Annotated in this window: 21 protein-coding genes and 1 pseudogene; 11 read left to right on the top strand and 11 right to left on the bottom strand. The window is 34.6% G+C overall.

Going from position 1 to position 21,709, the window contains the following annotated elements:
* Positions 1-1,094 precede the first annotated feature (1,094 nt).
* Genes BCER98_RS18345 through BCER98_RS18335 form a run of 3 tightly spaced genes read left to right on the top strand, consistent with a single transcriptional unit; the run spans position 1,095 to position 2,619 of the window.
* Entirely contained in the window at positions 1,095-1,709 is a 615-nt protein-coding gene (locus BCER98_RS18345; RefSeq protein ID WP_012096087.1) for a hypothetical protein, read from the top strand.
* 44 nt (positions 1,710-1,753) lie between these two features.
* Complete coding sequence (locus BCER98_RS18340; RefSeq protein ID WP_012096085.1) at positions 1,754-2,200, top strand: hypothetical protein; 447 nt, start codon at positions 1,754-1,756, stop codon at positions 2,198-2,200.
* A 14-nt stretch (positions 2,201-2,214) separates the two neighbouring features.
* Positions 2,215-2,619, top strand: a complete 405-nt coding sequence (locus BCER98_RS18335) for a hypothetical protein (protein WP_012096083.1) — start codon at positions 2,215-2,217, stop codon at positions 2,617-2,619.
* Positions 2,620-3,895: 1,276 nt separating this feature from the next.
* Here BCER98_RS18335 and BCER98_RS18330 read toward each other — a convergent pair.
* Positions 3,896-4,219 carry a MazG nucleotide pyrophosphohydrolase domain-containing protein gene (locus tag BCER98_RS18330; RefSeq protein ID WP_012096082.1) on the bottom strand — a complete coding sequence of 108 codons (324 nt, stop codon included), beginning with the start codon at positions 4,217-4,219 and terminating at the stop codon, positions 3,896-3,898.
* Between the two features lie 73 nt (positions 4,220-4,292).
* On the opposite strand from BCER98_RS18330, the gene BCER98_RS18325 reads away from it, so the two are divergent.
* A complete protein-coding gene (locus BCER98_RS18325; RefSeq protein WP_012096080.1) occupies positions 4,293-4,871 on the top strand; it encodes an LOG family protein in 579 nt (192 codons plus the stop codon).
* A 278-nt stretch (positions 4,872-5,149) separates the two neighbouring features.
* Here BCER98_RS18325 and BCER98_RS18320 read toward each other — a convergent pair whose 3' ends face one another.
* The gene (locus tag BCER98_RS18320) at positions 5,150-5,590 is read right to left on the bottom strand and encodes a Dps family protein (protein WP_012096076.1); all 441 of its coding nucleotides are present in this window, start codon (positions 5,588-5,590) and stop codon (positions 5,150-5,152) included.
* Positions 5,591-5,800: 210 nt separating this feature from the next.
* Between BCER98_RS18320 and BCER98_RS18315 the strand changes: the two genes are divergently transcribed.
* The 4 genes from BCER98_RS18315 (at position 5,801) to BCER98_RS18300 (ending at position 9,248) form a co-directional block, all read left to right on the top strand.
* Positions 5,801-6,235: a DUF3920 family protein gene (locus BCER98_RS18315; RefSeq protein ID WP_012096075.1), complete on the top strand. Its 435-nt coding sequence runs from the start codon at positions 5,801-5,803 to the stop codon at positions 6,233-6,235.
* A 106-nt stretch (positions 6,236-6,341) separates the two neighbouring features.
* Positions 6,342-6,752 (top strand): MarR family winged helix-turn-helix transcriptional regulator, encoded by a 411-nt coding sequence (locus BCER98_RS18310; RefSeq protein ID WP_012096074.1) that lies wholly within the window; start codon positions 6,342-6,344, stop codon positions 6,750-6,752.
* Between the two features lie 49 nt (positions 6,753-6,801).
* Positions 6,802-7,500, top strand: coding sequence for a pirin family protein (locus BCER98_RS18305; RefSeq protein ID WP_012096073.1), 699 nt, complete (start codon positions 6,802-6,804; stop codon positions 7,498-7,500).
* Positions 7,501-7,652: 152 nt separating this feature from the next.
* Positions 7,653-9,248, top strand: a complete 1,596-nt coding sequence (locus BCER98_RS18300; RefSeq protein ID WP_081428413.1) for a M4 family metallopeptidase — start codon at positions 7,653-7,655, stop codon at positions 9,246-9,248.
* A gap of 43 nt (positions 9,249-9,291) precedes the next feature.
* Here BCER98_RS18300 and BCER98_RS18295 read toward each other — a convergent pair whose 3' ends face one another.
* The 7 genes from BCER98_RS18295 to BCER98_RS18265 all read right to left on the bottom strand — a co-directional run bounded on the left by BCER98_RS18295 (position 9,292) and on the right by BCER98_RS18265 (position 17,944).
* Positions 9,292-9,606 carry a metal-sulfur cluster assembly factor gene (locus BCER98_RS18295; protein ID WP_012096071.1) on the bottom strand — a complete coding sequence of 105 codons (315 nt, stop codon included), beginning with the start codon at positions 9,604-9,606 and terminating at the stop codon, positions 9,292-9,294.
* 327 nt (positions 9,607-9,933) lie between these two features.
* Complete coding sequence (locus BCER98_RS18290; RefSeq protein ID WP_012096070.1) at positions 9,934-11,625, bottom strand: methyl-accepting chemotaxis protein; 1,692 nt, start codon at positions 11,623-11,625, stop codon at positions 9,934-9,936.
* Positions 11,626-11,995: 370 nt separating this feature from the next.
* A complete protein-coding gene (locus BCER98_RS18285; RefSeq protein ID WP_012096069.1) occupies positions 11,996-13,690 on the bottom strand; it encodes a methyl-accepting chemotaxis protein in 1,695 nt (564 codons plus the stop codon).
* Between the two features lie 739 nt (positions 13,691-14,429).
* Entirely contained in the window at positions 14,430-15,848 is a 1,419-nt protein-coding gene (locus tag BCER98_RS18280) for a sensor histidine kinase (RefSeq protein WP_012096068.1), read from the bottom strand.
* Positions 15,826-16,491: a response regulator transcription factor gene (locus BCER98_RS18275; protein ID WP_012096067.1), complete on the bottom strand. Its 666-nt coding sequence runs from the start codon at positions 16,489-16,491 to the stop codon at positions 15,826-15,828. Before BCER98_RS18275 ends, BCER98_RS18280 begins: the two co-directional genes overlap by 23 nt.
* Positions 16,492-16,962: 471 nt before the next feature.
* Positions 16,963-17,430, bottom strand: a complete 468-nt coding sequence (locus BCER98_RS18270; RefSeq protein WP_041810602.1) for a L,D-transpeptidase — start codon at positions 17,428-17,430, stop codon at positions 16,963-16,965.
* Between the two features lie 67 nt (positions 17,431-17,497).
* Entirely contained in the window at positions 17,498-17,944 is a 447-nt protein-coding gene (locus tag BCER98_RS18265) for a DUF3978 family protein (RefSeq protein ID WP_012096065.1), read from the bottom strand.
* Positions 17,945-18,410: 466 nt separating this feature from the next.
* On the opposite strand from BCER98_RS18265, the gene BCER98_RS18260 reads away from it, so the two are divergent.
* Together BCER98_RS18260 and BCER98_RS23285 are read left to right on the top strand one after the other, a co-directional pair.
* On the top strand, positions 18,411-19,025 hold the full coding sequence (locus tag BCER98_RS18260) for a DedA family protein (RefSeq protein ID WP_012096064.1): 615 nt from the start codon (positions 18,411-18,413) through the stop codon (positions 19,023-19,025).
* A gap of 260 nt (positions 19,026-19,285) precedes the next feature.
* A pseudogene (locus BCER98_RS23285) lies at positions 19,286-19,397 on the top strand (helix-turn-helix transcriptional regulator); the annotation flags it as partial.
* A 154-nt stretch (positions 19,398-19,551) separates the two neighbouring features.
* Here the strand turns inward: BCER98_RS23285 and BCER98_RS18255 are convergent.
* Both BCER98_RS18255 and BCER98_RS18250 read right to left on the bottom strand, forming a co-directional pair.
* A complete protein-coding gene (locus BCER98_RS18255) occupies positions 19,552-19,923 on the bottom strand; it encodes a DUF3938 domain-containing protein (protein WP_012096063.1) in 372 nt (123 codons plus the stop codon).
* Between the two features lie 323 nt (positions 19,924-20,246).
* Complete coding sequence (locus BCER98_RS18250) at positions 20,247-21,140, bottom strand: YitT family protein (protein WP_012096062.1); 894 nt, start codon at positions 21,138-21,140, stop codon at positions 20,247-20,249.
* Positions 21,141-21,412: 272 nt separating this feature from the next.
* Here BCER98_RS18250 and BCER98_RS18245 point away from each other — a divergent pair, with 272 nt between their 5' ends.
* The gene (locus tag BCER98_RS18245; RefSeq protein WP_012096061.1) at positions 21,413-21,697 is read left to right on the top strand and encodes a hypothetical protein; all 285 of its coding nucleotides are present in this window, start codon (positions 21,413-21,415) and stop codon (positions 21,695-21,697) included.
* Positions 21,698-21,709 lie beyond the last annotated feature (12 nt).

Below are 21,709 nucleotides of genomic sequence, written 5' to 3'. Positions count from 1 at the left end.
ATATTAATTGAACTGTACCCCGAATCGTGGATACTTAAAAAGTCCATGATTCGGGGGTTTTGTCTATTTTTACACGCATTCCTCTTTATAAGGGAAACAATGATAAAAGTGAGGTACGGGAAATGAATAAAATAATTTTTTAAGGGACGTATTTTACATGCTACAGTTAGACATAATCCTTCTGGTAAATACTTTATATTATTGTTCATTAAATAGAAGAATTAAAACATTGAGCTGGAGAATGTTAAAAAATCGAAGCAAAAAATAGAGAGTACAGGTGATATTCATTGCCAATGTAAAAAGAAGTTTGAAGCTTCTAAATGAAAAAGAGGAATATATATATAAAATACAGATTTTTCAGTGGATTCGTACCACATTGAATGCATGCCCTAAAGGATACGGAATGAAACGGCCTGTTTCCCTTTATGAAAGCAGTTCTTGTAAATGCTTATCGCTTATAAGGTAAGAAAGGCATGATACAACAGCAACAAAAGAAACAAACCTAAGAAATAATATACAACTACAAGGAAGAATGGTTGTAGAATGTTTTTCCATAGGTACCTTTTCTGGGGGGGCATGTGGAAACCGCTTAACATGAGCTTGAACAATATGCGGAAAAAAGAGAATACATACTTAGAAAAAAGAATGCGCAATGAAGTTGTTTTTTAGCCATTGTGGTTTCCTCCTTTCACTTATTTTCTCAGTATAAAAATATTTTAAGAGGATAAATAGTGTATAAATTCCTTTAACAAAAGAAAAAAGACGAGTTGTTTCCTCATGGCATTTCAATAGATAATATAGCATGAACGGATGATGTTTGATTCCAATCATCTTCTCCTTCTCACTTCTGTATATGAAAAAAGGAGATTGAGACGAAAAGGGTCATTTGAAACGCTGGTAATCCCCGAGAAATACCTCCTTTATTTCAATAAAATTCAAAAAATTCACCTCTCTAGGTTACTCATTAAATTCGCATGGTGAATACGTTCCCAAGGGTGTTTTTGGAATTAGGGGAAAGTTGCAAGCGAATTCAATCTTTCCAAACAATCTAATCATTCGAACTGATAAAAAATAGATAAGGGAGAGATGGAACAATGGTACTAGGAACTTTAAAAGGAATTGTTCTTACGGGCACACTAGTTGGGTCATCTATTGCGGGAACAGCTACTGTGATGATTACAACAGATGAAATCGACAAAGAACATAAAGAAGATCTGGTAATAAAGCCCAAACACAAAAACGAAATCGGTACCCTTTTTGACAACCTAAAAAAGGATAAGCTGAATATAGATAAACAAAAAGAACTAGAAGAGAAAATTACGGAAATAGTAGGAAATGACAAGACAGGAGATGTCACTGCCTTAATGAAGGAAATTACAGATGAGAGCCTCAAAGAACCAACAGACCTTTTAGAAAAAATTCGAGGGCTTCTAGAAAAGGATGGAACAAGCGGACAGGACAAAAATTCAATTCAGCAAATTAAAAATGAGATTACCGCATTACGTCAGAGCTTGACGGAAGCAAATGTGAATACGGAAGCGGCTGCAAAAGACATCGCTGATAAATTAAAAGAGGTGCTGGATAACGTGCAGCAAGCAATCCAAGAGAATGCGGTAAAAGACTTAGATCCATCATTACCTGAAATTACAGATAACGAAGATAAAGGTAAGCGTCGTCCGGGAGCACCAAATAAAGTAAATGTTTTTTAAGCAGTCACCTAAATGAATACATTTAGGCGAGGAGGAATATACGATTGTTGTTGAAAAAAATGATGCTGGGCATATTGGCCACGAGCCTAATTACAGGATGGACAGGAGATACACATTTAAATAAGCTGAAAGAGGATGTAACCGAAATCCAAACAAATGTGCCGAAATTTGTCAATACCTTCGATACTTTAAAGAAAAAATTTGATGAATTCGCACAGAATGCGAATAACAAAATTGGACAAGCCAATCAAATCATTGAAAATAAGGTACAATACATTAATTGGTTACATGAAACGTTAGATCAAGCTGCCCAAGAAAACAATCAGGAGAAGCAACGGGTTAAAACTCTGCAAGAGGACTCAGATAAGCTGAAACAGCAACTCACATTACTTTTAAAAACGATGATTACCTATCATATCAAATCAATTTATTCTCAGACGGGAAGCGCTTCGACACATTATATAACGGCGGAAACCGTTACACGCTGTTAAACAAAGAGAAGCGGGTGTGGAAAGCCGCATGTCCGAGCACTTTTGGGAAGACGCCGTGTGAAGTAGCTACGGAGGAGAAGGATTATAATATCTGGGTATCACCTAGCAATAGATACTATATCGAGGTTTACAGATGGAGATTTAATGAACATTATAGAATTTATACAAAGGGATATCCACTAAATTCAACACAAAAGGAAGATGAAAAAGACCAGTCGGAAATTCAAATGGATCAGTTGCAAGTAGGGCCAGAAAATCTGAAACAGCAACTGGAGAGGAAAGACAAGCAGTTTCAGGAGCTAATGACGGCCAAAGCAACATGGGAAAAAGAAAAAACAGAATTGGAAAAGAAGTTAAAAGTTGCTGAAGACAAAATAGAGCGGCAAACAGAGTCTGATGCAAAGAATACATCCACTTGAAAGAAGTATATAGATTTCTAATGAGATTTATTATTATGCAGCTATTCTCAATAGTTGATGAATGAACTTTACTTGATTTTGGACAGATTGGTTCCATAAAGTAAAAAGTCCTTTTTTCATCATATGTATCACTTTAGAAAGAATGGATTCATTTCTTTCTAAAGTGATAATTTTGTTTTACTATGTTACTCAAGTGTTTTTGTTGTGTAAGTCGAACTCGCCTCCAAGGGGGGGCAAAAAGCTCCTTTTATGCCTCATCCCACTTCAAGCTTTAAGAAATAAGGCAGTGTAATGCTGAATGTTCAGCATTACACTGCCTTTTCCCATCTAACATAGAAAAGTGTATGCATATCTTCATCAGAAGAATATGTATGCACTTTTTTTGAGCGTTCTCAACTTTGTTTTGTAGAAATTGTGTTTGTATATCCACTTGCCTATTTAAGTTCGATTCCTTTCTTTTATATTCTATCCATTATCGATGTGTGTGATTGTTCTATCATTGGTTATCATATTGGTTTACAATGTCCAAGCGAAGACGTTGGTCATCTTGTACAAAGGGTTCGATTCAAGCGGGAATAATTTGAAACGGACTACAAACCTGTGATTCGTACTGACAATGGTTCATCATTTATTTCGAATGTATTTGAAAAAGTATGCCCCATTTGTGAATCTTGCATGGGAGAATTCCACCGAAGACACCACATATGAATGCCCATATCGAGTCATACGAATGTTTGAAGTGATGCATGTTTCAAACATATGTAGACGCTTATCAAGAAGTAACTATATATTGAGTTTTACAACAACGATCCATTCTTATATTTTTGGTTTATCACCAAATGAATTGTATCGACGAATTTAAATAGAAGAGTGAAAAATCAAAGAAGTTCGAGTATGAGGCGTATTTTTTCTTGCCTTATCTGGAAAGAAAGAGAAATTCTTTGAAACAATGGGTTAAGGGTAGTATGTGTCCAAAATTAGGGGGAATCTGACTTCGTATGATTATATGGAAACAATGGAAAACGCCTAAGATAAGCATAAAGGAATTACGATCATTAGGAGTTCCCAAAGCATACGAATGAGGAAATAGCGGAAGAAATATTGGAGAATTTCTAATAGCCCAATCTTAGCAAGAACCCTAAACAATTCATTCTTGAATTGTTTAGGGCTTAAAAGCTTACGTAGCAGCTATTCACTGATTCGTCAGACTGAATTGAACCGATGTATACGGGAGGTCGGAGGTTAATCACCTTCTCCTACTCGATTTGGTGTATTCTCATTTAGATGTTTCGAACCTTTTGGAAAGCTTTGAGACATGTGCCTGCATAATATCTTGTAAATCAAGGTCATATTTCTGTGAAAGAATAATAAGGTTCGCTAGTACATCTCCAAGTTCTTCTTTTAGTTCTCGTGTTAATTCTTCTTGTCCTTTTGTTTGTTCATCAGGACGATCTCTTCCAATTTCAATGGCACGCACAACGCGGGAAACTTCACCTACTTCTTCTGTTAAGAAATTTAAGCGAATAAAGGCATTATATTGTAACCAGTTTCGTTTTTTATAAAATTCCTCGACCCATCTTTGAAATTCAACTATATTCAATTCTTTCTCATCCCCTCAATATGTTGTACAATGTTTATTGTATCATAACAATATATAGCTTTGGGGTGTAGGTATGAGAAAAATTTGTGTATTTGCAGGTTCGAACTTAGGAGAGAGACCTGAATTTAAAGAGCAGGCTATTAAGCTTGGAAAAATGCTTGTCCAGAATCATTATGAACTAGTATATGGCGGCTCATGTGTAGGATTAATGGGAGAAGTAGCGAATGAAGTGTTACGTCTAGGTGGACGTGTTACAGGTGTTATGCCTCGTGGGTTATTTCGTGGAGAGATTGTTCATGAAGGGTTAACAGAACTCATTGAAGTAGAAACAATGCATGAACGTAAAGCGAAAATGGGAGAACTTGCAGATGCATTTATTGCGTTACCTGGTGGATATGGGACGTTTGAAGAATTATTTGAAGTCGTATGCTGGTCGCAAATTGGAATTCATGATAAACCAGTTGGTTTATTAAATGTGAAAGATTTTTATGAGCCGATTTTGCAAATGGTAAATCGTGCAGCAGAAGAAGGATTTATGAATCCATCTAATAAAGAATTAATCGTTTCAGCAGATGATGCAGAAGAATTATTGCGCCATTTGAAAAATTACCAGCGCCCTGTAATGGGGAATAAGTGGAAACAATTATCGTAAATAATGAATTCAAAAATGCATGTTTTTTAACATGCATTTTTATATAGAGAAATAAGCTAGAAGAGAGAAAAGAACTTTTCAGCAGAATTCGTGTCAATATGAATAACAATGAAACGCCCTCTGAAATTTGGGGGCGTTTCATTGTTAAGTGTATTTTCGGGACCTAGCGGTTAGAATATCTAGTTGCGGTGGCAAGCCTCTTGTGTCTAAGGTTCTTACAGAAGAGAAAGGAAAGAGCACTTTCTATACGGAAGAACCGGATCCGTTAGGGCGGGGCATTATTTATTTAAGAATGCACGTAGCATCCAAGCGTGTTTTTCTAGTTCTGTGTAAATGCCGAGTAGTAAGTCAGATGTTGTTTCATCGTTTGCATTTTCAGCAATTTCCATGCCTTTTTTGAGTTCGTCTAACATCATTTCATAGTCTTTCAAGATTGATTCAACCATCCCTTCTGCAGTTTCTCCGTAAGAAGCTTCTTGAACAGAAGATCGTGTTAAGTATTCTTTCATTGTTGCTACTGGTTTGCCGCCGATTGCTAAAATCCGTTCTGCGATTTCATCAATGTGTTCAGCTGCTTCTGTATAATATTGTTCGAATTTTTCATGTAGGACGAAGAAGTGAGGTCCTTTTACGTACCAATGGAAGTTGTGTAGTTTTGTAAATAGTACGTTCCAGTCTGCTACTTGTTTATTTAATACTTCGATTACTTGTGTATTCATATAATCCATCTCCTTTTGAGTTATTATTTTATACCAATTACTAATTTATAATAATTATAAATTAGTAATTGGTATAAATCAAGCCTTTGAAACAATATTTTAAAAGATTTTTGAATGAGATGTAATGTTATATAGGAATATATGTTTATTTTTCTTCTTGTGGTGGCATATATATAGAAAAAGGGAATATAGAAAGGGGAATGGAGGAAGATGGAACTCCAGTTTCAAAATGTGCATCAGCAAGCTGGAAATTGGTACGTGCTGGATGCAGAATTTCCTTGGGATATTCAACAAGTGAAAAATGATGTTTTTTCACTCATTGAGAAGCGTGAAATTCCTGTTATTTTTTGCGATACGTGTGAGACGAATGAAGTTCTTCTCATGTTAGGAGAAGAGGAAGAAGAATTTTTATTTCCTTTGAACGGCTTTTATCATAAAGAAAAAAGACTCATTTTTATATGCAGGTGGGAACAATATGAACAAGTGCTCAAAACGTTGTTACATGAGTTTCGACACTCTATGCAACAGGAACAGAATGTTTTATATATAGATAACGAGGCATATGAACGACGATGGATAGAAAGAGATGCTCGTACATTTGCTGAACGAAAAATGAATGAATATATAAGAGGGAAAATAAACTAAGGCATAGTGATCAAGTCTACTATGCTTTTTACTTATTAAATTTTAGTATTTGACATTTTTAAAGTTTAGTTCTAAACTAATGATATGAAATGAGCGAGGTGATGGAATGAAAACAGAAGATAGACTAGGTTTACTATTATGGTTCCGTTTATCGCGCTTTTATAACAAAAGTATTCGTGAAACAAATCAGCATTTAAAGAAATGGAATTTGTCTGCTGCACAGTTTGATGTTTTAGCTCAAATTGGTGGACAAGAACGATTAACACAGCGGGAACTTGGAAAGAAGTTATTTGTTACGAAAGGGAATATTACGCAACTTTTAAGCAAGATGGAAAAGTCAGGATGGATTCAGCGGGAACGGGAAGGGGCGACGAAATATCTTTCGTTAACAGAAAGGGGAAGAGCGTTATATCAAGAAACTGTTCCACCGCAAGAAACATTTCAAGCGGAACAGTTTGGAAAGTTAAATCATAAGGAACAGCGACAATTATTAGAATTACTTCGAAAGCTACAATAAAAAATTTTAAGAAAATATCTCGAATATGAGATAAAATGAGGTGAAGAATATGTTTCGAAAAATTGATCATAAAAATATGGGAAGAGCAAATCACGGTTGGTTACATACACATTTTCATTTTTCATTTGCAGACTACTATAATCCAAATAATATGAACTTCGGAGTGCTTCGCGTTATTAATGATGATTTAGTAGCGGCGCAAACAGGATTTGATATGCATCCACACCGTGATATGGAGATTATTTCTTACGTTGTAGATGGAGCGCTAACGCACCAAGATAGTATGGGAAACCGCGGTACAATTGAGCGTGGGCATGTTCAATATATGAGTGCTGGTACAGGGGTATTTCATAGTGAACATAATTTAGGAAATGAAACATTGCGTCTATTACAAATTTGGATTTTACCAGACTATGCTGGCCATAAGCCAAACTATGGAGAGTTTAAATTTGATTGGAATAAACGCGAAAATACATGGTTCCATATGGTGTCCTCAGTTGATGGTGATGCACCAATTACCATTCACCAAGATGCAAATATATATTCTTTATCATTAGAAGCAGGAAAAGAGATTTGTTTCCCTGTAAATGAAGGACGTCAAGTTTATCTTATACAAATTGAAGGAAGCGGTATTGTAAATGATGAAACACTTGTCATGCGAGATGCAGCGGAAGTTGTTGAGGAGGACATTTATATTCAAGCAAAAGAGCAGTCACATTATTTGGTGATTGAAATGAAAAAACAATAAGAGTTATTACTTATCAAAAGAAGTAGGGCATGAAAAAGATGCGCTACTTCTTTTGATTTGCTGTTTTGGATGAAATTGTAAGAAAATTATTTCTCAATATTTTCCAAAAGGATATATTTTCCTTTTTTTGAAGTGTATAAGAGTGTCAAAAAATTTTTGGGGAATTCGGGACATCAAACGTACAGGCAGAAGAACAAATTCAATATCACCCAAAATTTAAAACACCTGCTTACATAGGGGAAGAATGGAAAGCACCAGAAGGAGTAGATAAAAAAGAATCTGTCTTTCAATATTTAGAGAGTAAGAAAGCAATGTTCAAATTAGCCGGAAATGTAGAAAAACATTTCAAGATTGTTGGGGAAGAAAAAGATGAGAAGTCGGAGACAACTCATATTAAGCTAGTTGAGAAATATAATGACATTCCTGTGTATGGCTCAGATCAAACGATCACATTTGATAAAGAAAATAATGTGAAGGCTTTTTTCGGACAAGTCATTCCAAATTTAGAGGATAAAAATATTCCGACTGCAACGAGCATTACGGATGAACAAGCTGTAAACATTGCAAAGAAAAATATTGAAAAAGAAATTGGAAAAGTGAATCAATATGATGGTGTAAAAAAAGATTTATATGTGTATGAAAAAGACGGGAACTACTATCTTACTTATCTTGTAAAAGCATCTATTTCCAAACCAGCTCCAGGATATTGGCATTATTTTATTGATGCAACAAATGGAAATGTGATTGAGAAATATAATGCAATCGATTCTATTACAGGATTTGGATACGGTGTATTAGGAAACAAAGCATCATTTGAAATTGCTCAAGATGAGAAAACAGGTGTATATAACTTGTTTGATGGGAAACGTGGGCAAGGTGTTCATACATTTGACGCAAAAAATATGGACGAGAATATATTTATAATTTTATCACAATGGTTTGGTTATACAGGAGAAGAAATAGAGAGTAAATCTAAGTTCTTTGAGGACAAAGCTGCAGTTGACGCACATGTAAATGCCGGAAAAGTATATGATTATTATAAAAAGACTTTTAATCGCAATTCTTTCGATAATAAAGGTGCAAAGCTCATTTCAGCTGTTCACGTAGGTGAGGCTTGGAATAATGCGGCATGGAATGGCGTACAAATGGTATATGGTGATGGTGATGGAAAAACATTTATTCCATTATCTGCAGGATTAGATGTAATTGGTCATGAATTAACACATGCTGTAACAGAATATACAGCGAATTTAGTTTATCAAAATGAATCAGGTGCATTGAACGAATCGATATCGGATATTATGGGTGTTATGGTTGAGAAGAAAAACTGGGATATAGGGGCTGATATTTACACGCCTGATATTGAAGGAGATGCGCTTCGTTCTCTGAAAGATCCAGCTTCGATTCCAAATCCGTTAAAGCCAGGTGAAGGGTATCCAGATCATTATAGCAAACGCTATGTAGGACCATATGATAACGGTGGTGTTCATATTAATAGTAGTATTAATAATAAAGCGGCATATTTAGTTTCTGAGGGCGGAGAGCATTACGGTGTAAAAGTAACTGGCATTGGCCGCGAAGCGACAGAAAAAATTTACTATCATGCGCTTACGAAATATTTAACTGCAAATGCTGATTTTAAAATGATGCGTCAAGCTGCTCTGCAATCTGCTGAAGATTTATATGGTGAAAATTCTAAAGCAGTACAAGCTGTAGACAAAGCTTATGAGTCAGTAGGCGTAAAATAATAGGGGAAAAGACCTGACTTAGCTGAGTCAGGTCTTTTGTACATTAGTCACGAATGCCAAGAGCGATTTTTGCCATACGGGACATACGTTCTTTAGACCAAGGCGGATTCCAAACAACATTTACTTCTATTTCATTTACTTCAGGTACATTTGTTGATAGTACTTTTTTTACATCGGATACAATTTGCCCAGCCATCGGGCAACCGATAGAAGTCATTGTCATAGTAATAACAACGTTATTTTGTTCGTCAGCGGTAACATCATATACTAAACCAAGGTTGATGATATCAACGCCTAATTCAGGATCAATCACAGCTTCCAAGTTTGCATATATCTTATCTTCAAATTCCTTTGACATGTAGCACACTCCTAATATTAGTGATAGTCATTCTCATTATAAAGGAAAAAAGATAAAGATGCAGTGAAATAGCTCACACATGTTTCATGAAGTGCTTTCTATAATGGCGGTAAGTAGCAGAAAGGAGCATACATATAGATTATAATAAGACTCCTTTTATTGTGATATGGGAAATAACGCGTGATTGTGAATGTCGTTACATATGGGGAGAATCTCGTGAGAGAACGTCTATAGTAATAGAAGATTACTTAGAAAGTGAACTATACTGGGTTTGAAAAAGTAAAAAATCCAGGCTCCTTTAAAAGGAGTACCTGGATAAAAGGAATTTTATTCTGTTTTAAATCGCGATACGAGAGTATCTAATTCTTCTACTGTTCGTTTCATTTGACTTGCTGTAGAAGTCATTTCATTTATAACAATTACTTTTCTTTCCGCTGATTTTGCAGTTTGAGTCGCTTCTGCGGATACTTCATTAGCGATAGAAGCAATGTTGTTAAGAGATGCGTTCATTTCTTCGGTACTTGCTGCCATCTCTTCCGCTGTTGCAGAGATTTCTTGTATTTGTGTGGAAACATGGTTTACTTGTTCTACAATTGTTGTAAAGGAATCTCCAGCTTTGCGAATTACATGAATTCCTTCTGCAGATTCTGCTTGTCCTCGTGACATCATAGAACTTGCTGTTTCTGTATCATTTTGAATTTGATGCAATAGCGTGTTAATATCAGTTGCAGCTGTTTTAGATTGTTCTGCAAGTTTGCGGACCTCATCTGCGACAACTGCAAATCCTTTTCCTTGTTCCCCAGCCCGAGCAGCCTCGATAGAAGCATTGAGAGCAAGTAAATTTGTTTGTTCCGCAATGTTAGAAATAGATTGCAATGCTGTATCGATATGTTTTGTGTGAGTGATTAGACGTTCGACAACTTGTGATGTAGCATTGACTGCTTCATGAATTGTTGTCATTTGTGTAATCGATTTCTGAATAACGGCAGTACCGTTATTGGCATGATCTGAAGTAGTAACAGCTAACTCAGCAACAGAAGAAGCAGCTCCCGCAATGCGCTGCACATTCATGGTCATGTCATCCATAGCAGTAGAACTTTCTTCCATGCTAGAAGTTTGAGATTGAATACTTGTTTCTAATTCAGACATGGTACGCTGAACTTTTAATGTAGCTTCTCTTGATGTATTCGTTTTTTCGAGCATGTTTTCAGAAGCTGTTTGAACTTCCTTAGATGTTTTTTGTACTCGATGAATAATGTGCTGTAAATTTTCTAGCAATTTATTAAAGGAAGTAGCAATTTCACCAACTTCATCATTACTGTTTACTTGTAAACGACCTGTTAAGTCCCCTTCTTGAGATGCTAATTCTTTTAACTTTATATCAATTTGTTGAATTGGTTTAACAAGTTTATCAGAGAACCACCATGCAAGAATAATGGCAACAACACTACAGATAATAAGAGATAACAATACAACATATACAATGAACGATGAGAATTGGTCGATTTTTTGAATGGACTGTTCACGTAGTTTTGCTTGTTCATTGCTATAGTTTGTGAAATCCCCTATTACTTTATAGACGGTCGCATTTTCTGTTTCAGCAAGTTGAATAGCTTCTTCCCACTTTTCCTTTTTTGCAAGTGGAAAGACTTTTGTGTCAATAAATTCTCTCCATTTAGCCCCTAGTTGCATTGTATCTCTTAGCTGTTCATTGGCATGAGAGTCCGCAAGAAGTTTGTCCTTCGTACTTTCAATGTGCTTACTCATTTCATGAAATTTGTCGATTTCCACTTGATCATGTTGTAATAAATAACCACGTAGAGCAGAAAGTTGCACTTGATAAGCCTCTCCATGTTCCTTTAATTCTGTTGCTAAAGGGGAGATATCTGTTTGTAATGTCTCAGCTTTTTTGGATTGATCGGTAGCAAAAAATAAAATAAGAGCTAATGCAATACTGAATAAAGCACAAGTTGCTATCATCATGAATATCAATTTTTTGCGAATACTAATAAAACTCATACGAAAAACCTCCTTTTAATCATTCTATTAAGATTTTTAGATATAATAATGTGAAAAGCTTTATCCCGCTATTTTATGGTAGTAAGACTCCCACCTCAAGATTCAGAAAGAAGCAAGGAAGATAGGTGGGAGCCTTACTGCCCGTAACAGCCCGATTGGTGAAGGCTCATAATCGATGGGGATGAAGCCCCCACTGATTAAAGTTTCACTTTATCCTATATCTTGTTGGAATAAAACGTTCTTTCCATTAGGAATTATAGCAGACAGTCATTCAAAGAGGAAAGCATAAGATATTTCTTTTCGAGATATATGTAAATCCATGATAAATAATAAAAAAGAGAGACAAATGAAAAGTCTCTCTTACAATCTATTATGAAGTTGTTTTAAAATGCGCAACAAGTGCTTCTAGCTCCTCTACAGTAGCTTTCATCTCTGATGATTTTGTAGCGACTTCTTTCATTACATGAACTTGTTCACCAGCTGAATTGGATGTTTGGGTTGTATCAGCTGCCACCTCATTTGAAATGGAGGCGATATTATTTAAGGATGCATTCATTTCTTCAGCACTTGCAGCCATTTCTTCAGCAGTAGCAGACATTTCTTGCATTTGTGTAGAAACTTCATTTATATGGTTTACAATTGCTGTAAAAGAAGAACCAGCAGTACGAATGACCGTAATTCCTTGAGATGCTTCTGATTGCCCTTGTGTCATCATATCATTGGCAGCTTGTGTATCATTTTGAATTTGACGTAATAAATGGTTAATATCAGTCGCTGCTGTTTTAGATTGTTCAGCCAGTTTGCGAACTTCATCTGCAACAACCGCAAATCCTTTTCCTTGTTCCCCAGCCCGAGCAGCTTCAATGGAAGCATTTAAAGCTAATAAGTTTGTTTGTTCCGCAATATTAGAAATGGATTGTACAGCTGTATCAATATGTTTTGTATGTGTAATTAGGCGTTCCACAACTTGTGATGTGGCGTTGACTGCTTCATGTATTGTATTCATTTGTGAAATTGATTTTTCAATAACTTTGCCACCATCGTCTGCTTTTTCAGCTGTTGTCATTGCTAATTCTGCGACAGAAGAAGCAGATTCCGCAATGCGCTGTACGCTTTTTGACATGTCGTCCATAGCAGTGGAGCTTTCTTCTATACTAGAAACTTGTGAACGAATACTATCATCAAGAGATACCATTGTATCTTGAATTTGTGATGTCGCATCCATAGAAGCAATTGTGCTGGAATACATGCTTAACGATGCTTCCTTTACATTCGTAGATGTTTGTTGTACCTGTTGAATAATATGTTGTAAATTTGCGAGCATTTGGTTGAAAGAATGAGCGATGTTGCCAATTTCATCTCTACTATTTACGTCTAATCTTGCTGTTAAATCACCATCTTTAGAAGCTAATTCTTTTAATTTAGAATCAATTTTTTGGATCGGTTTAACAAGATGGCCGGAGAACCACCAAGCTAATAAGATAGAAATAATCGTACATGCAATAAGCGAGAAGAAAATAATATATTGGATGAATTCGGATGAAGTATGAATATCCTCAATTAATTGATTTTGTTTTTCTTTTTCTTCATTTGCATATTTTGTAAAGCGATCCAATAGATCATTGACGTAATCCGTTTGTTCTATTGCAATTTTGGAAGCTTCCTCCCACTTTCCTTCACGTGCAAGTGGAAGAACTTCATTATCAATCACACTGCGCCATTTTCCCCCCATTAAAATAGCTTCTTTCATCCCTTCTGACAGCTTTTTATCACTTGTCACTTCTTTACGTGTATCTGCTAATTTTTTGCCTTCTCGATTAAATTTATCTAACCCTTTTTGATCATGAGATAGTAAATATTCCTGTAAGCCAGCAACTTGTGCTTGAAACCAATCTCCTCTCTCTTTTAAAATAGTAGCTCGTTTCGATACTTCAGATTTTAAGGTTTCAGCCTTGTGCGTCTCACTTATTGCATAGGAAAGAATAATAATGAGTGCAATACTAAATAAGGAACATATACCTAAAAACATAAAGAGAAGCTTTTTACGAATTCCGATCTGTTTCATAATCTCTCCACCTTTAAAATTGATTATTATAATTAATAGATGTTTATGAAAAAGAACTGAAACACTTTAAGCGAAAAAGTGCTTCATATTCTAGTACAAGTATAGCAGATTATAGGAATTCAATCCCTAATTTATGGGAATGTTCGTAAAATGTTTACATTTCCATAGTAAAAAATATAAATAAAAAACTATTGTATTTCTAGAACACATCATGTATACTTCTAATTAGTTGATATTGATAATCGTTATCAATATCAACTAAAACATTACTCTTCGTTATGTTGGTCATACCCCTTTTGACTACGTAAAGTCAGAGATAAAATGTTGAAATACCTTGTGTCCTATTCTACAGAATTATGGTAATCTCCAACCTCAACTTATATGCGTTAAGCATGCAAAAAAGGATCCTATCCGTGAAGGGATCCTTTTTTGCATTATATAGTAACAAGGTTTCTCAATTTCTTTTCTACATACTTTGATTGAATGGACGTGTTTTAAGAAACTGCGGTGTGAAAATACCAATCCATATAAAAATGATGCCAAGCCACTGAAGTGGAGACATAACTTCAATACAAAACCTTCTTTCTAAATAAAAGCGCCCGTTGTCCAAGTTAGGACAACGGGCAAACGAAACAGAGTAAAAGCTCTGCAAAATTCCGCCGCTCATAAAGACATATTGAGTTTGAATAGGGAATTCTCTTTCTATTATGTTCCGAAGCAATCGTAGAGTCTATGAATGCTACAAAGCTTTTGGAAACACAATCGAACATTTTACACCTTGAGGCGTATTTTGAATGCCGTAAGGGAATTGGTGCTTATCTAATATTTGTTTTACAATATACAAGCCCAAACCGCTTCCATGTACTAGGCCGTGTTTGCTAGGATTGGCTCGATAAAACGGCTCAAATAGATGAGCTAATTTTTCCTCTTCAATTTGTGTACCTGTATTTAATACTTCCAAAGCATAAGCATTTGGCTTTTCATAAAGTTTTATATATACATGTTGATGGTCGATTGTATAGTTAATCGCATTTGAAACAATATTAAAAATGGCTGTTTGAATAAATTTATGGTCAGCTAAAATTTGTACGTCTGGTTTGATATTAGATTGAACATTTAATTGCTTTACATTTACAAAATAATCTACCTTCTTCATAATATCTTCAAGTATGTTAGATAGGCAAATGACTTGTAGATTCGGTTTGAACTGAGGATTTTGTATTTTGGATAATTCCGACATTTCTTCCGTTAAATTGTTAATATCCTGCATCATCTCATAGGAACGCTTTAAATATTTATCGCGATCTTTATAAGCGCCGATTCCGTGAATCATACCATCTAATTGCCCCATAACAGCTGTAATTGGTGTTTTTAATTCATGAGACAGCATGGACATAAATTCTTTACGCGATCTCTCCAGTTCTTGTTCTCTTTTCAGTTCGTTTCTTAAATCTTTATTCGTTTCATGTAATCTTTTAACAATTTGTTGTGCTCCAACAGCTAAAGTTTCTAAACCATAATTCTCTTTTTGTATATTTGTAGATGGTTTATCGGAGAAATCGAGATTCATAATTTCTCGCAATGTTTCGCTCATATAGTGAAATGGTTTCGCTATTAATGTTGTATAAATGAAAGAGCCAAGGAGTGAGACAGTCAACATTGTTAGCGCGATATGTGGAGCGAGCTGCTTGAATATCTCTGCAAGGCTTTTTGATTTGTCTTCTTGTTTTGTTACATCTGAGTTAACAGTTTGGCTAGCTTGTTGTTCAGAATGTAAAGGTGATTCATTTTTACTATTTACATGAGAAGGGCTTTGCGCATTTTCTTTTGCCTCTTGATCATGATGTAAGACATGATTGAGTGCAGTATAGAGCAATTGAATATCTATACTAGAAGGTGGAAGGTTTGATAGACTTCCGGAAAATGCTTTATTTTGTTCACTTTTATTTTGAGCAGCCTTTGTATTTGCAACCGCGTCCTGCGTTGTCTGTAATTCTTTTGAATGAATAGAATGCCCGTGATGCTCTTTATCATAGTTTGATAATAAAAAATAAATAACTTGATAAAGGCATAGTGATAAAAGGATACAAAATAACATGGTTTTAATAAAAATATTTCTGGTGATGTTTCCTTTTTTAAGAGTCGATTTTGTAGCCAATGCCTTTCACCGTTTTAATATAAGGAATGCATAATTTTTTCCTTAAATTTTTAATATGTGTATCAATTACTCTCACATCACCGTAATGTTCATAGCCCCATACTTTATTTAATAAATCACTTCTTGATAATACTTTCCCACGGTTTTGTAATAACGTATATATAATTTCAAACTCTTTTGTTGTAAGTTCCACTTGATCACCATTTACATATGCAGCATATGCAGTGGAATTTAGCATTAGTTCATGGAATTGTAGTATATTTGCATTTTCAACCTCTGTTGAAGCTGCTCTTCGCAATACTGCTTCAACTCGTTTGATAAAAATAGCATAATGAAAAGGCTTTGTAATGTAATCATCGACCCCGAGCTCAAAACCTTTAATTTCGTTTTCTTCATTTTGTAGACCTGTTAGCATAATAATCGGTACATCTGACTGACCACGGATAATTTTACAAATACTATATCCATCTATATCTGGCAACATTACATCTAACAGGACAAGATCGTATAAATTCTTTTGGAATAGAAGAATGCCTTCTGTTCCTGTACCTGCAACATCAACTTTATAATTTTGTGCAGTCAAAAATTCTCGTATCAGTTCTTGTATATCTGGATTATCTTCAATCACTAGTATATGCGTCATCGTAACACCTCCTAAATAACGCTTTTTACTAAAATATTCAAATTCAACATTTATCCTGCATTAACGGGCAGTAAGACTCACACTTTAAGGCTTAGTGAAAGCAAGAAATTAGGTGAGAGATGAACTACCTGTAAAAAGCTGATTGATGAAGCATTATAATCAATTTCTATTGCTCATATACATAATAAGCCCCCGCTATTACAATAAAGTAAAAGTATGTAATATATGGGGATAAAAAATTTATTCACGATAATTCTATTATAGTATGTAATATGAAATTTATGAAACATTACAACTGTATAATTTTAATATTTATTTTTATAAATGTTAATAGCCTTTTTATTAAAGTTATTTTTATTATATATGTAAAGACAACTGCTTTGCTACTGTAAACAAAGAAATAAAGGAAATAAAAGAAGCCAAGATAAGTTCTTGGCTAATACAAGAGTTTTCTCTTGTTTCGGTATTAAACTAGTTTTTTACAATGACAGTGGCTTTTTCATGAATTTGTTCAAATAACCAATGTATATCGTTATTATACATACGAATGCAACCAAGCGTTGTAGATTTACCGATAGCTTGATTATTATTTGTTCCATGAATCGCATATGTTGTTCCCCATGTGCCTGCCATATTTAATCCGAGCCAACGATCACCGAGCGGATTACGTGGATCGCCACCTTTAATATGGCCAGTATAGTAAGGGCGATTTTTAATTTTGTTAACAATAATAAAAGATCCTGTTGGAGTAGGTGTGGTAGATTTTCCAGTAGCGACAGTAAAGTTTCTTATTAATACTCCATTTTGATAGAATGCCATCTTATGTGTATTTGTGTTAACAATTAGTTGCTGAGATGGTGAAGCTGCTTTTACTTCGGTAGTTTTGAGAGGATATACCCAAATCCATATAAATAACATAACTAATAATAACTTTTTCATCATTATACTCCTCTTGCTCATTTTATCATTTAAAATAATAAGTACGAATAAATTATTTATGACTGTACTACATACATTGAATTTGGAAAGTACGTAAAGTTTGAATAATATTCTCATTTAAAGCTTCAAAAAAGGAAGTGATTTTCGTACTATTCTTGCGGTTATTTTTATTGATTAGTAATCTTTCGTTAAGTAGAAGTTCACCGCTTGTGCCAAAGCTTTGTACTTGAATAATCATTTCTTCTTCATTTTCACAAATAATAGGTAGCAGATAGTGAAATGCTTGAGTTGGAATAATATAACTTTTACCAATCATACTTTCTTGCCGAGAATTGATCCACTTTCTAGTAATAATTTTGATATTTCTTTTTGTAACAATAAAGGATAACGTTGTAGATTTTGTTAAATTCGCATCAAATTCATTTGCTTCGCATATGTGTAGATTGAAAGTTGTTTCATGCGGCTGAGATTCAATTTCTGTATTGATAAAATTGTGCATGTTATACGCTTCCATTTTTATTCTCCTTTTCTCTTTTTTTGGGGAATCATTTATATTTATTCAATTTAATATATGGCACATTCACTAGTTATACTTTTCAACAAATTCCGATATAATTTTACAATATGTATATGAAGCTAATATGAAGTTGAGATGAGTTTAATATGGTTTTTTATATAGAACGTTTTTTTAAAAAAACAGAAAGGGTATTTATATAAAAATGGATAAAGGTTTGCAAATAAAGAGTTTATAAAAGTATGTATTTTTTTGAATTCGTTTTTTATATAGAACAAATGGATGTAATTTAGGTTAGCGTATATGTGATTTAGAAACATATAGAATGGGATCAGTGAAAATAAGTTGATGTGTATCTTACAAAAATGTAAGCTGTTATGATAGTTATTTCGACAATTTTTTTATACAATAATAGTAACAATGGGTACGTGATTCATGTTGATAGGATTAGAAAAGGAGAGATAACATGGAATGGATTCATGAGTTATTTCAGCAATATGGCTACTATGTTGTACTTGTTGGATTACTGTTAGAGTATATCGCTCTACCATTTCCGGGAGAGCCGACATTAGCCTATGCAGGATATTTAGCACATACAGGAGATTTAAACTTATTTGTATTAATTATTTTGTCATTTATTGGGACAAGTATTGGAATGACGATTCAATACTTTTTAGGAAATAAGCTTGGGATGCCTTTTGTACAAAAGTATGGAAAGTATGTCTTTTTAACACAAAGAAAAATTGATTTAACAAGAATGTGGTTTGATAAGTATGGATATTTCTTAATCTTTATTGGCTTCTTTATCCCAGGTGTCCGTCACTTTACCGGATATTTTGGAGGAATTATTAATCTACCATTCCGTCGCTTTGCAATTACAATTTATGCAGGTGCTTTATTCTGGGTGTTGTTCTTTTTGCTTGGTGGCTATTGGTTAGGTGGAAATTTACATGACATCTTTGGTGCACTGGGACAGCATAGCGGGAAAATCATTTTTGGAATTGCTTTGATTGTGGCAATTACCTTATGTATTCGTTTCCGTAAGCAATTGAAACGTGTATTTGTTCAAAATGCAAATTAATGTGAGGACCATTCCATGTTGGAAATTAGAAAAAGCAATGCTTTTGTGGGAGCATTGCTTTTTTATTTTATTCCGCTATTTTAGGAAAGAAAGGAAGATAGGTGGGAGCTCATAATCAATATGGGATGAAGGAAGCCTTTACTAATTAAAGTTGCACTTTATCGTTCTCACTTAATTATATAGAGAGTCTTGTCAATCATCGATAAAAGAAAGGGGAGGATTTCCAATTTTAACTAAATAATTGAAAAAGAGGTTTGGGTATGAAGCTTCAAAATCGAGTAAGAGAATTTCGGGAAAACAATTGGCTCATCGCGGCAGACAATCAGCTTAATTGAACGAGGTGATGATGCACCATCGATTGTTTTATCATTAGGAGATCTTTATGCGAGCAGACGGTTAGTTGCCCGCTTGTCGTAATTTGTTGGTAAATCGATATTCTATGTCGAAGCGCCGATAAATGGTGAAGAATCGCCGATATATTTTTTGAGGGAGAAAAAATAAAAAGCTGGAAGAGGATTCTTCCAGCTTAAGAATTGCTTTCGATTCCTTCAGGGTCTTGTAATAGGTTAAACACATCTGCTAAGCAAAATGCGATAAACCAAGTCCAAAGACCATGGAAGAAAGCAGAGCTTAATTGAAGTGGTAGTGCATAGTTTGTCATGGAGTAGGAGATACAGCCCCCTACAATTCCGATCATTGTTAGTAGCATTGTTTTTTGGGCGTTTTCTTCTGGATTGAAGAGGAAGTAAATATATCCGCCTAATATTGAAGCGCTTACAAGCGATTCTATTCCATTAAAAATGATATGTTCCCCAAGCTGAACGTTTGTCCAAAAGCAAATGGCAGCGCCAATCATCGCAAACAAAACAGCTATTGTATATCTTATATATTGATTCATATATTCATCTCCTTATGTACTAAGATGATTTGGAAGTCAACAAGGTAGGTATAATGGAAAGAAGTTCTTTTCTAAAAAGAATAATGAAGAATAACTAAGATGATTCGATAAGATAGATGTGCAAATTTGCATTTAAAATATACCCGACTTCTCGTTTCGTTTTGCTTATAAAAGTAAGAGAAACTCCCAAGTCTATACATTCTTTTTGTAAATCTTGTTCACTGTATTATAACATATTTTTGTTTATAATGATAGAATTATCTGATTTTATAATAAGTGAAGACAAAATAAAAACGCAAGGAAAGTGAATTCCTTGCGTTTTCTTATATGCGCTTGAAACGGCCAACGATTTCGACAGTTTCAGTAATATTCATAAATGCATGATTGTCTACGTGACGAATAATGCGTTTGATTTCTCCTAACTCATAGCGAGTTACGACAGTGTAAATAATTTTTTTCTTATGGTTGGTATAGCCGCCGACAGCGTCTACCATTGTTACACCACGGATGCCATGATGTAGTAGTGCGCTTTTGATTTCTTCGCCTTTTTCTGTAATTGTCATAATTGTTAATTTGATATGTTTCGTATGCACAGCATCAATTACTTTGCTGACAACAAAACGGCTAATTAACGTATACAAGGTAATATCCCAACCGAAAATAAAGCCAGCAACAACAAGTAGAACAAGGTTGAATACGAAAATGATAGCTCCAATTGAGATATCTTTATATTTTGCTACAATCAACCCGACAATATCAAATCCTCCTGTTGAAGAAGCGAATCGGAAAATAATTCCCGTTGCAGCTCCGCAGAGGACTCCGCCAAATACAGAAGAAAGCAAAATATCTTCTGATACTTGATGCACTGGGATAATGTTCATAGCGATTGACGATATTGCTACGAAATAAGCTGTTAAAAAGGTTGTTTTCTTACCTAAGTAAAAATGACTTAAAATAAGAAGTGGAACATTGAGTAGAAAGATAAGTGCACCAATATTGTAGTGCATTAAATAACCAATAATCATCCCTACTCCAGCGAATCCACCACTAATCATATTGTGCGGGATAAAAAACATATTCATCGAAATTGCATACAAGATAGAAGCTACAAAAATAACAATCAATTGTATGATAAATTCTAAGTGAAACGTTTTAGCCGCTGGGAAGGATAAAAAGGCGGTATCGGGAACGTAATCGGCGTCTCCTAATTGACCCATAGTATGTTTCATCTCCATATTCATTTTTGATTACAAGAAGAGAATAAAGCTTTTTTCAGAAACTGGCAACCGTTTTAGTATAATGCAAAAATTTTATAAATTTCTAAAAAATAACTTATTCAATTACATGTGTGAATATACTAAAGGAAGCGGATACGACGATGGTTTGGACAGTTTCTGCGAGGAAATATACAGAAATTGCTTTAAAATTATAAGAAAATAGAGGATATTGGTGAGGTATGCTAAAATGAGATTACTAAGGATGTGAAGCGATGGACTTTTTATTGCAAGATATTGCTTTATATATATCTGTTGTAACGACAGCATTATGTTTATTAGAAGTTTTTTTCCTTACTAATATTTCTCATTTTGTACGTCAACAAGCATCGAGTAGTAGACAAAAAGCTTTTACATTTGTTGATACATGTGAGGAGAGTATAGATCATTGGCTGCTTTTTTCTATTTTTTATAAATACGGAATGGTTCATTCTGTTCGTAGACAAGAATCAAGCGATGAGAGTGATGAAGCTGGTCCGTATACACCAATGTTTCGCTAATTCATTACGAAA

The sequence above is a fragment of the Bacillus cytotoxicus NVH 391-98 genome, from assembly GCF_000017425.1.
Taxonomy (GTDB): Bacteria; Bacillota; Bacilli; order Bacillales; family Bacillaceae_G; genus Bacillus_A; species Bacillus_A cytotoxicus.
The sequence above is the reverse complement of the archived record's forward strand: the minus strand, read 5'-3'. Positions and strand labels throughout refer to the sequence as shown.